Annotated in this window: 11 protein-coding genes; 4 read left to right on the forward strand and 7 right to left on the reverse strand. The window is 73.1% G+C overall.

The genetic code is table 11. The features are described from left to right. From AOK24_RS26835 to AOK24_RS26845, 3 genes are all read right to left on the reverse strand, one after another. The coding region (locus AOK24_RS26835; protein WP_167376861.1) for a ribonuclease D at nt 1–589 on the reverse strand (589 nt) is incomplete at its 3' end. 306 nt (nt 590–895) lie between these two features. Next, nucleotides 896–1,558, reverse strand: coding sequence for a response regulator transcription factor (locus AOK24_RS26840; RefSeq protein WP_050372116.1), 663 nt, complete (start codon nt 1,556–1,558; stop codon nt 896–898). 233 nt (nt 1,559–1,791) lie between these two features. After that, nucleotides 1,792–2,445, reverse strand: a complete 654-nt coding sequence (locus tag AOK24_RS26845) for a DUF3000 domain-containing protein (RefSeq protein WP_079057003.1) — start codon at nt 2,443–2,445, stop codon at nt 1,792–1,794. A gap of 143 nt (nt 2,446–2,588) precedes the next feature. On the opposite strand from AOK24_RS26845, the gene hemE reads away from it, so the two are divergent. Beyond that, the gene (gene hemE / locus AOK24_RS26850) at nt 2,589–3,656 is read left to right on the forward strand and encodes a uroporphyrinogen decarboxylase (protein ID WP_055722638.1); all 1,068 of its coding nucleotides are present in this window, start codon (nt 2,589–2,591) and stop codon (nt 3,654–3,656) included. A gap of 7 nt (nt 3,657–3,663) precedes the next feature. Here the strand turns inward: hemE and AOK24_RS26855 are convergent, their stop codons facing one another. Beyond that, nucleotides 3,664–4,476 (reverse strand): rhomboid family intramembrane serine protease, encoded by an 813-nt coding sequence (locus AOK24_RS26855; protein WP_055722639.1) that lies wholly within the window; start codon nt 4,474–4,476, stop codon nt 3,664–3,666. A gap of 124 nt (nt 4,477–4,600) precedes the next feature. On the opposite strand from AOK24_RS26855, the gene AOK24_RS26860 reads away from it, so the two are divergent. Beyond that, entirely contained in the window at nt 4,601–4,861 is a 261-nt protein-coding gene (locus tag AOK24_RS26860; RefSeq protein WP_055722640.1) for a hypothetical protein, read from the forward strand. Here the strand turns inward: AOK24_RS26860 and AOK24_RS26865 are convergent. Together AOK24_RS26865 and AOK24_RS26870 are read right to left on the reverse strand one after the other, a co-directional pair. Then, complete coding sequence (locus tag AOK24_RS26865; RefSeq protein ID WP_055722641.1) at nt 4,858–6,237, reverse strand: FAD-dependent oxidoreductase; 1,380 nt, start codon at nt 6,235–6,237, stop codon at nt 4,858–4,860. The genes AOK24_RS26860 and AOK24_RS26865 overlap by 4 nt on opposite strands. Before the next feature lie 76 nt (nt 6,238–6,313). Then, entirely contained in the window at nt 6,314–7,375 is a 1,062-nt protein-coding gene (locus tag AOK24_RS26870) for a DUF4349 domain-containing protein (protein WP_079057004.1), read from the reverse strand. A gap of 171 nt (nt 7,376–7,546) precedes the next feature. Between AOK24_RS26870 and hemG the strand changes: the two genes are divergently transcribed. Both hemG and hemQ read left to right on the forward strand, forming a co-directional pair. Continuing rightward, nucleotides 7,547–9,001 (forward strand): protoporphyrinogen oxidase, encoded by a 1,455-nt coding sequence (gene hemG / locus AOK24_RS26875; RefSeq protein ID WP_055722642.1) that lies wholly within the window; start codon nt 7,547–7,549, stop codon nt 8,999–9,001. A 5-nt stretch (nt 9,002–9,006) separates the two neighbouring features. Then, nucleotides 9,007–9,738 carry a hydrogen peroxide-dependent heme synthase gene (gene hemQ / locus AOK24_RS26880; protein WP_055722643.1) on the forward strand — a complete coding sequence of 244 codons (732 nt, stop codon included), beginning with the start codon at nt 9,007–9,009 and terminating at the stop codon, nt 9,736–9,738. 4 nt (nt 9,739–9,742) lie between these two features. Here hemQ and AOK24_RS26885 read toward each other — a convergent pair. Further along, nucleotides 9,743–11,259, reverse strand: a 1,517-nt coding sequence (locus tag AOK24_RS26885; protein ID WP_055722644.1) for an alpha/beta hydrolase, incomplete at its 5' end; no start/stop codon positions are given.

The raw sequence follows: 11,259 nt of genomic DNA on the forward strand, positions 1-11,259 counted from the left end.
GGAGTTCGACGTCGAGCGCGGCGTACCGCAGCCAGGGGTCGGGCAGCGGACGGGTGGACCAGTCGACGGCGGAGTGCCCCTTCTCCAGCACGTACCCGAGGACGCTCTCGACCATGGCGCCGAGCCCGACCCGGGGGAACCCGGCGAGCCGCCCGGCCAGTTCGGTGTCGAAGAGGCGCGTGGGGATCATGCCTATCTCGCGCAGGCAGGGCAGGTCCTGGGTCGCGGCGTGGAGCACCCACTCCGTGTCGGCGAGGACGTCCCCGAGCGCGGAGAGGTCGGGACAGGCGACGGGGTCGATGAGCGCGGTGCCGGCTCCGGCGCGGCGCAGCTGGACGAGATAGGCCCGCTGTCCGTAGCGGTAACCGGAGGCCCGCTCCGCGTCGACGGCGACGGGTCCGCTGCCGCCGGCGAACGCGGCGATCACCTCCGCGAGGGCTTCCTCGTCGGCGACCACGGGGGGAATCCCCTCGCGGGGTTCCAGCAAGGGAGTCGGCGCCCCCGGAGCAGTTGATCCGCCGTCGTCCGGAGGGGCGCCTCCGGTGGTTCGCAGTGAACTGGCTGCTGCGGTTTCTTGGGCGTCGGTCACCTGTCAAGGGTATCCATGCAAGAAGGCCGCCCGCCGACGGAACGTTCCGTCGACGGGCGGGGGAGGGGCGTAAACCGGTCAGCTGTACGACCCGTGCGGGGCGCGGTGGAGACGACCGGCAGAAACGGTTCCTGCTGCGGTGCGGACGGCCGTACGCACGGCTCCGGCCGGGTCGGGACGGGGCGTGGACGGACGGTTGCGGAGGGGTGTCCGGAGGGTTTGCTTCCGCCTGAATTCTTTGTGTGAAACCAGCCGGAGTCCCTCATTCCGCATGGATCGCGGGGGGTCAGGGACGGTGGACGGGGGTCAGTGGATGATTCCGGTCCGCAGCGCGACCGCGACCATCCCGGCGCGGTCGCCCGTGCCGAGCTTGCGGGCGATGCGGGCGAGGTGGCTCTTGACGGTCAGGGCCGACAGGCCCATCGAGACGCCGATCGCCTTGTTCGACTGGCCCTCGGCGACCAGCCGGAGCACCTCCACCTCGCGGCCGGAGAGCTCGCGGTAGCCGCCCGGGTGGCTCGGGGCACCCGGGGGGCGGCGGTGCATGCGCGCGGCCGAGGCGCCGATGGGGGCGGCGCCGGGCCGGCCGGGCAGGCCGACGCCGGCCCGGGTGCCGGTGACGACGTACCCCTTGACGCCGCCGGCGAGTGCGTTGCGGACGGCGCCGATGTCGTCGGCGGCGGACAGGGCGAGCCCGTTGGGCCAGCCCGCGGCGCGGGTCTCGGAGAGCAGGGTGAGACCGGAGCCGTCGGGGAGGTGGACGTCGGCGACACAGATGTCGCGGGGGTTGCCGATGCGCGGACGAGCCTCCGCGATGGACGAGGCCTCGATCACGTCGCGGACACCGAGCGCCCAGAGGTGACGGGTGACGGTGGAGCGGACGCGCGGGTCGGCCACGACCACCATCGCGGTGGGCTTGTTCGGGCGGTAGGCGACCAGGCTTGCGGGTTGCTCAAGGAGAACGGACACCGGGCCTCCTGAAAGTGGGGCGGAGCTTCAAGGTCACAGTCGTCTTCGGCAGTGAACCCGGGGTCCTTTAGAAAATGATCACGATCTAGTGAGCAAGAATCCGTGCAATTCGGACATGCGATCGATCATCCGAAGATCGAGTCGGTTCGCTCGGGTGCGCTTGGGTGATGGAAAGTGGCCGTATCGACAAAAGGATGACCAAGTTGCGCCCGAACGGGGGAGACGCGGCTGGATCAGCGTGACTGCGGCCCGCGACGCTGGGGCAGCGTGACCACGGAGGCGTCCCCCGGACCCGCCGGCGGAAGCCCCGCCACCTGCGCCAGGAGGTCGCACCACGACGCCAGGTGTGCCGCCGCGTCCGGCACCCCGCCCAGGCCCGTACGGGGCGTCCAGGAGGCCCGGATCTCGATCTGCGAGGTCGCCGGACGCTCGGACAGCCCGCCGAAGTAGTGCGACCCCGCGCGCGTGACGGTCCCGCTCGCCTCGCCGTACGTCAGCCCGCGCCCCTGGAGCGCGCCCGTCAGCCACGACCAGCACACGTCCGGCAGCAGCGGGTCCACCGCCATCTCCGGCTCCAGCTCCGCCCGCACCAGCGTCACCAGCCGGAACGTTCCGCGCCACGCGTCGTGCCCGTCCGGATCGTGCAGCAGCACCAGGCGCCCGTCCGCGAGATCCTGGTCGCCGTCCACGACGGTCGCCTCCAGCGCGTACGCGTACGGCGCGAGCCGCTGCGGCGCCGGTGTCGGCTCCATCTCGATCTGGGGGCGCACGCGCGCCGCCCGCAATGCCTCCACGGCAGCCAGGAAGGCCGCCGGAGCCTCCCGCTCACCCCCGTTCGCGTCGTCCATCCCCGCGCCGTCCGACAGTCGTCCCTGAGCCGCAGCCATGCGGGGAAGAGTAAGGGGAACGGGACCTTCGCGCAGGGCAAGACACCCGAGCGCACGCCCACGCGCGGGTGCGCGCTCGGCGAACAAACTCGGCGAACAAGGCGGGGGAGGGACTGTCACAGGGGCGTGCGAGACTTTCCGTCGTGAGTGCGAACGAGAGCCCCGCGGGCCGCCCGCCGACAGCGACGTACGACAGCCCCTTCCTGAAGGCGTGCAGGCGCGAACCCGTGCCGCACACCCCCGTGTGGTTCATGCGGCAGGCCGGCCGTTCGCTCCCCGAGTACCACAAGGTGCGCGCGGGCATCCCGATGCTGGAGTCCTGCACCCGCCCCGAACTGGTCGCGGAGATCACGCTCCAGCCGGTCCGCAGGCACAACGTGGACGCGGCGATCTACTACAGCGACATCGTCGTCCCCCTCAAGGCCATCGGCGTCGACCTCGACATCAAGCCGGGCGTCGGCCCCGTCGTCGAGCGCCCGATCCGCACCCGCGAGGACCTCGCGCAGCTGCGCGACCTCACCCCCGAGGACGTCTCGTACGTCACCGAGGCGGTCGGCCTGCTCACCGCCGAACTCGGCGCGACGCCCCTGATCGGCTTCGCCGGCGCCCCCTTCACGCTCGCCAGCTACCTCGTCGAGGGCGGCCCCTCGCGCACGTACGAGAACGCCAAGGCGATGATGTACGGCGACCCCGGGCTGTGGGCCGACCTCCTCGACCGCCTCGCCGACATCACGGCCGCGTTCCTCAAGGTCCAGATCGAGGCGGGCGCCTCCGCCGTCCAGCTCTTCGACTCCTGGGCCGGCGCGCTCTCCCCGGCCGACTACCGCCGCTCCGTCATGGGGGCCTCGGCGAAGGTCTTCGACGCGGTCGCCGGGTACGGCGTCCCGCGCATCCACTTCGGCGTCGGCACCGGCGAACTCCTCGGCCTCATGGGCGAGGCCGGCGCGGACGTGGTGGGCGTCGACTGGCGCGTCCCGCTCGACGAGGCCGCCCGCCGCGTCGGCCCCGGCAAGGCGCTCCAGGGCAACTTCGACCCGACGGTCCTGTTCGCCGGCACCGAGGTCGTCGAGACCAAGGCGCGCGAGGTCCTCGACGCCGCCGCGGGCCTGGAGGGGCACGTCTTCAACCTCGGGCACGGCGTGATGCCGAAGACCGACCCGGACGCGCTCACACGGCTCGCGGAGTACGTCCACACGCAGACGGCGCGCTAGGCGGCCGTCACCAGGAGTGCCGGGGTCGCGCGCGCCTGCCGAACAGCAGGCCGCGCGGTTCCGGGGGCGGGATCGTGTTCCGCTTGAGCGGCCAGGCCAGCAGCATGCCGGCCACGAAACCGACGACGTGCGCCGCGTAGGCCACCGTCCCCGCCGAGGAGACGCCCTCGCCGGCCGAGTAGAACGCCTGGAGCCCGAACCAGAAGCCCAGCACCAGCCACGCGGGCAGGCGCAGCGGCAGGAACACCAGGAACGGCACCAGCACCCACACGCGCGCCTTCGGATACAGCACCAGATAGGCGCCCAGGACACCCGCGATGGCCCCCGAGGCGCCGATCAGGGGGTCGGTGGAGTCGGCGTTCAGCAGGGCGAAGCCATAGGACGCCGCGTAGCCGCAGATCACGTAGAACAGCGCGAACCGCACGTGCCCCATGCGGTCCTCGATGTTGTTGCCGAAGATCAGCAGGAACAGCATGTTGCCCAGCAGGTGCAGCCACCCGCCGTGCAGGAACATCGCCGTGAACACGCTCAGCACGGGCGACTTGTCGTAGTCCGGCGGACCCATCAGACACCCGCCCGCGCGGACGTCGCCGGTCGCCACCAGCGTCGGCATCTGCTGGTGGATCAGCTCACGTGGGACGGCCGCCCACTGTTCGAGGAAGGCGTGCAGATGACACGTCTGCACCAGGGTGCTGTCGCCCTTCACCGAGCCCGCCAGACCCGGCATCCACAGGAAGACGAGCACGTTCGCGGCGATCAGCGCGTACGTCACCACGGGCGTACGGCGCACAGGGTTCACGTCATGGACGGGGATGACCACGAGGGACTACTTCCCGCGATGAGCCGCGCGAACCGGTGAACGCCGACCGGCGCGCGTGCGTATGAACCGGCAACCACCCGCGGCGTGGGGAAGGCGCTCGCGGAGACGACGTGAGGAACAGGCGATGAACGACCGAGTCACCCCCATGCACGCCCTGCCCGACGGCGAGGCCGAACTCTCTCTCGTGATCCGGCTCCCCTGGGAGGACGTGGCCCGCCTCGGCCAGGAGGCGGGGCGCCTCGCCGCCCAGACCGGCCGGCCCGTGACCCTCGACGAGGCGGTCGGCCACCGCCTGCGCACCCGCCAGGCCACCGCCACCCACGCGAAGCCCGTCGAGCAGGCGGCGGCCGTCTCCGCCCTGCCGCGCCTCACCGGCACCGCCTAACCGGCCACCTTCTGGGCCGCCTTGCGCGCCGCCACCAGCACCGGATCCCACACCGGGCTGAACGGCGGCGCGTAGCCCAGGTCCAGGGTCGTCATCCGACGCACCGTCATGCCCGCTGTGAGCGCCACAGCGGCGATGTCGACCCGCTTGGCGGCTCCCTCCCCACCGACGATCTGAACGCCCAGCAGACGGCCGCTCAGGCGTTCCGCGAGCATCTTGACCGTCAGGGGCGCCGCGCCCGGGTAGTAGCCCGCCCGGGACGTCGACTCGATCGTGACGGTCTCGTACGACAGCCCCGCGCGCACGGCGTCCTTCTCGCGCAGCCCCGTCCGGGCGATCTCCAGGTCGCACACCTTGCTGACGGCCGTCCCGACGACCCCCGGGAACACCGCGTCGCCACCGGTGACGTTGGTCCCGATGATCTGCCCGTGCTTGTTGGCGTGCGTGCCCAGCGGGACGTACCGCTCCCGCCCCGAGACCAGGTCCAGGACCTCCACGCAGTCGCCGCCCGCCCACACGTCCTCGTGCCCGCGCACGCGCATGTGGTCGTCCGTCAGCAGCCCGCCGTGCTCGCCCAGCGGGAGCCCCGCCGCCCGCGCGAGGGACGTCTCCGGGCGGACCCCGATGCCCAGGACGACGACGTCCGCCGGGAACTCGGCGTCCGCCGTGACCACCGCGCTCACCCGCCCCTCCGCGTCCGCGCGCAGAGCGGTCACCTCGGCGTCGTCGACCATCCTGATGCCGAGCCCCTCCATCGCCCGGTGCACCAGCCGGCCCATGTCCGGGTCGAGCGTCGACATCGGCTCGCGGCCCCGGTTGACGACCGTCACCTCGAAACCCCGGTTGACCAGGGCCTCCGCCATCTCGACGCCGATGTACCCGGCGCCGACGACCACCGCGCGCCGCCCCCGCGCGCGGGACAGCGTGTCGATCAGCGCCTGGCCGTCGTCCAGGGTCTGCACCCCGTGCACGCCCCGCGCGCCGATGCCGGGGATGTCCGGCCGCACCGGGCGCGCGCCGGTCGCGATCACCAGCCGGTCGTACGGCGTCCAGGACTCGGCGCCGGAATCGACATCCCGCGCGCGCACGCGCCGGCCGGAGACGTCGATCTCGGTGACCTCCGTACGCAGGCGCAGGTCGATGTCCCGCGCGCGGTGCTCCTCGGGGGTACGCGCGATGAGGTCGTCGCGGTCCGGGACGTCGCCGCCGACCCAGTACGGGATGCCGCACGCCGAGTACGAGGTGAAGTGGCCCCGCTCGAAGGCGACGATCTCCAGTTCGCCGAGGGACTTCGCCCGCCGGGCCTGGGACGCCGCGGACATGCCCGCGGCGTCCCCGCCGATCACGACCAGCCGGTGCCGTGCGCTGTTGCTCATGCGGCAACGCTACGGGGGCGGACGTCCCGGCGTTCCAGAGCGTGGCCCGCGCGCCTGCGCGGAGGGCTGCGGCGGCTCAGGGGCGCTCGGTCTTCTCGCCCTCGCCGCCCTTGCTGCCCTCATCGCCCTCGTGGGCCTCGTCGCCCTCGTGGGCCTCCTCGTTCTCGCCGCCCTCCTCGGGCCGCTCCGGGGCGGGAGCCGTGTCGGGGCGTGTCTGCGGGAAGCCGGAGACGAACGCGGGGGTCGTGGCCGCCGGGCGGGGGGTGCGCCGGGGGCGGACCAGCCGCCACCACACGATCGCCAGGACCGCAGCCGCCAGCAGGAACGGCAGGGTCGCCGCCAGCACCATCACGATCCAGCGCAGTGCCGTCACGAAGGCGTCCCAGCCGCCGGAGAGGGCGTCCAGGACGCCGGGGTCGTCGTCGGCCTTCTCGGGCGCCTTCGGGGGCGTCCGGGACAGCGTCAGGGTGATCGTGGCGAGGCTCGTGCGGTCCTTCAGGGACGCCTGCTGGGCCAGCAGCGACTCCAGGTCGGCCTGGCGGCGGCTCAGCTCGCCCTCCAGGCTGACGACGTCGCTCAGGGACGTCGCCCGGTCCATCAGCTCGCGCACGCGCGCGACGCTCGCCCGCTGCGACTGGACGCGGCTCGCGACGTCCACGACCTGGTCGGTGACGTCCTCGGCCTTCGACGTCCGCTCCAGGAGCTTCCCGGTGCCCTGGAGGTCCGCGAGGACGGCGTCGTAGCGCTCCACGGGGACGCGCAGGACGACCTCCGTGTGCTCGGCGTCCTCCTCGTCGCGGGTGGTGGTCTCGTCGCCGACGTAGCCGCCCGCGTCCACGGCGGCCGTGCGGGCGGCGTCCAAGGCCTTGGCGACATCCTTGACCTCGACGCTGACCGTGGCGGTGCGGATGATGTGGCTCGCGGCGGCCTTGGGCGGGGTGGACGCCTGGGCGCCGGACGGGCCCGGACCGGTGGCCCCGGGCGCGGCGTCGGCGTCCTCCTTGGCGGCGCCTTCCTTGACGGCGGCCTTGTCCTGGGACGTCGAACCGGCGTCGCCGCCGGCACCGCACCCGGCGAGTGCGAGGGCGACGGCCGCGAGGAACGCGGCGAGAGCGTGTGCGGATCTGCGTGCGGGCATGTGGAGATCCCCCCGAGTGGTGTGAAGACGCGGCGCGTCGACGGACGTTCCTTCGACGCGCGGACCCGCTTCGACGTTGGCGTATCCGGGTTCCGAAGAGGTCACGTTCGGGACGCGCCCCGGCCACACCGCGAGGGAAGCGTTGTCAGTCGGGTCTGAGAGGCTGGATCCATGAGCGCAGCAGGTACGGGCGGTACAGGGCAGGTCGTCGTCATCGGAGCCGGGATCGCGGGTCTGGCCGCGGCCTACCGGCTGCTGGAGCGCGGGGCGCGGGTGACCGTGCTCGACGCGGCGGACCGGGTCGGCGGCAAGCTCCTGCCGGGCGAGATCGCCGGTGTACGCACCGACTTCGGCGCCGAGTCGATGCTGGCCCGCCGCCCCGAGGGCGTCGCCCTCGCGCGCGAGGTGGGCCTCGGAGGCCGCCTCCAGCCGCCCGCCACGGCCACCGCCTCGATCTGGACCCGGGGCACCCTGCGCCCGATGCCCAAGGGGCACGTGATGGGCGTCCCCGGCGCCGCCGAGGCCCTCGCGGGCGTCCTCTCCGAGGAGGGCCTCGCCCGCATCGGCCGCGACAGCGACCTGCCGCGCACGGAGGTCGGCGAGGACGTCGCGGTCGGCGCGTACGTCGCCGAGCGGCTCGGGCGCGAGGTCGTCGACCGGCTCGTCGAACCCATGCTGGGCGGGGTGTACGCGGGCGACGCGTACCGCATCTCGATGCGCGCGGCCGTCCCGCAGCTCTTCCAGATCGCCAAGGCCCACACCTCGCTCACCGAGGGCGTGCGCGAACTCCAGGCCAAGATGGCCGCCAACCAGCAGACCGGGCCCGTGTTCACCGGCATCGAGGGCGGCATCGGGAGCCTGCCGCTCGCCGTCGCCGACGCCGTCCGCGCGCGCGGGGGCGAGATCCTCACCGGCACGCCCGCGCGGGAGCTGCGCCGGGACGCCGACGGATGGCGGGTGACCGCCGGGGACCGCGAGCTGCGCGCGGACGCCGTCGTCGTCGCCGTACCCGCCCCCGTGGCCGCCGGACTCCTCGCCGACGAGTCGCCGGGCGCCGCCGCCGAACTGCGCGCGATCGAGTACGCGTCGATGGCCCTGGTCACCCTCGCCTACCGGCGCGCGGACGCCGAACTCCCGGCGGGCAGCGGGTTCCTGGTCCCGCCGGTCGACGGGCACAGCATCAAGGCGTCCACGTTCTCCTCGCAGAAATGGGCCTGGGTCGCCGACGAGGACCCGGACGTCCTGGTCCTGCGCACCTCGCTCGGCCGCTACGGCGAGACGGAGATCCTCCAGCGCGACGACGCCGCCCTCACCGACCTCTCCCGCCACGACCTCCGCGAGGCGACCGGCCTCGACGCGACCCCGCTGGAGACCCGCGTGATCCGCTGGACCGACGGCCTCCCGCAGTACCCCGTCGGCCACCACGCGCGCGTGGCCCGCATCCGTGAACACGTCGCGAAACTCCCCGGCCTCGCGGTCTGCGGCGCCCAGTACGACGGCGTCGGCATCCCCGCCTGCATCGCCGGCGCCAACGCGGCCGTCGACCAGATCGGCGGCGACCTGAGCGCCGTACAGGAGCTGGCGGCGAACCCGGTGCAGAGTCTGCACGGGGGAGCGGGAGAATGACGGACATGAGCGAGAACGCCCCCACCACCGAGCCCGGCAGGATCCCCAACAAGGGCAAGCTGGCCAAGGACCTCAACGAGGTCATCCGCTACACCCTGTGGTCCGTCTTCCAGCTGAAGGACGTCCTCCCCGAGGACCGCGCGGGCTACGCCGACGAGGTCCAGGAGCTGTTCGACCAGCTCGCCGCGAAGGACGTCACCGTGCGCGGCACCTACGACGTCTCCGGCCTGCGCGCCGACGCCGACCTGATGATCTGGTGGCACGCGGAGACCAGCGACCAGCTCCAGGAGGCGTACAACCTCTTCCGCCGCACCCAGCTCGGCCGCGCGCTCACGCCGGTGTGGTCGAACATGGCGCTGCACCGCCCCGCCGAGTTCAACCGCTCGCACATCCCCGCGTTCCTCGCCGACGAGACCCCGCGCGAGTACGTCAGCGTGTACCCCTTCGTGCGCTCCTACGACTGGTACCTGCTGCCCGACGAGGACCGCCGCCGCATGCTCGCCGACCACGGCAAGATGGCCCGCGGCTACCCGGACGTGCGCGCCAACACGGTCGCCTCGTTCTCCCTGGGCGACTACGAGTGGATCCTCGCCTTCGAGGCCGACGAGCTGTACCGCATCGTCGACCTCATGCGCCACCTGCGTGCCTCCGAGGCGCGGATGCACGTGCGCGAGGAGGTGCCGTTCTACACGGGCCGCCGCAAGTCCGTGAGCGAACTGGTCGCGGGCCTCGCGTAAGGCCTCACCGCAGCCGGCGGGCCGCCTCGCGCAGGCGGTCCGCCGGCCTCGGCTCGGCGTGCGGCGCGCACGCCGCCCGGCGGCCCGGGAGACGGCCCGTCAGGAGGTACGCCTCCAGGTGCCGGTTGACGCACGCGTTCGACGCGCCGCCGATGCCGTGGCTGCCCGCGTCCCGCTCCGTCACCAGCACCGACCCCGCGAGCCTGCGCCGCAGCTCCAGCGCACCCTCGTACGGCGTCGCCGCGTCCCGCTCGGCGGCCAGGATGAGGGTCGGCGGCAGCTCGCCGGGGGCCGTACGGACGTCCAGCGGGCGCTGGCGGGGGGCCGTCCAGAACGCGCACGGCAGGTTCGTCCACGCGTTGTCCCACGTCTCGAACGGGGCGACCCGCGCGATGCGTGTGTTGTCCCGGTCCCAGGTCCGCCAACTCGTCGGCCAGGGCGCGTCGTTGCACTCCACGGCCGTGTAGACGGCGTTCGCGTTCTCCGCCTCAGCCGCGAACTCCCGCACCGGACCCGCCTGCGCGATCAGCTGCTGCGGCCTGCCCTTCAGGTACTCCGACAGCGCCCGCGCGCGGTGCGGCCAGTAGTCGTCGTAGTACGCGGTCTGGAGGAACGCCCGCTGCAATTGCCCCGGGCCCACGACCCCGCCCGCCGGTTCCGCCGCGAGCTGCGCGCGGGCGCGCTCGTAGCTGCGCAGGACGGCTTCCGGGGTGTCGCCGAGGCCGTACACGTCGTCGTGTTTCGCGATCCACTCGCGGACGTCCGTCCAGCGGCTCTCGAACGCCAGGGACTGGGCGAGGTTGTTGCGGTACCAGATCCGGGACGGGTCCGGGTTCACGACCGAGTCGAACACCATGCGGCGGACGTGGCCCGGGAACATCGACGCGTACAGGGCGCCGAAGTACGTGCCGTACGACGCGCCCATGAACGTCAGGCCCTTCTCGCCGAGCGCCGCGCGGACGACCTCCAGGTCACGGGCGTTGTTCAGCGAGTGGTAGTGGCGCAGGGCGTCGCCGGAGCGGTCGGCGCACCCGCGCGCGTACGCGCGTGCCTGGGCGACGCGTTCACGTTTGTACGACTCCGACGGGTGCGTCGGCGACATCGACGGGGCCTTGACGAAGTTCTTCGGGTCCTGGCAGGACAGCGGCGCGCTGCGGCCCACCCCGCGCGGGTCGTAGCCGACCAGGTCGTACGCGGCGGCGATCCGCTTCCACTCCGGGACCAGGCCGATCAGCGGGAAGTACAGGCCCGAGCCGCCGGGCCCGCCCGGGTTGTAGACCAGGGCACCCTGACGGGGTACCCGGCGCTTGCTGTTGCCGGGGTCCCGGTGGGTCGCCTCCACCCGGCTGACCGTGAGCGGGATACGGGCGCCGTCGGGGCGGGCGTAGTCCAGGGGCACCTCCACGGTCGCGCACTTCATGCTGCCGGGGAGTTCCTCCGCGCCGGGACAGGCCCCGAAGTCGAGCCCCTTCGCGGCGGCACGGGCTGCGGCGAGGGCGGTGCCGCGTAGCTCTGGAGAGC

It is taken from the genome of Streptomyces niveiscabiei (assembly GCF_001419795.1).
Lineage (GTDB): Bacteria > Actinomycetota > Actinomycetes > Streptomycetales > Streptomycetaceae > Streptomyces > Streptomyces niveiscabiei.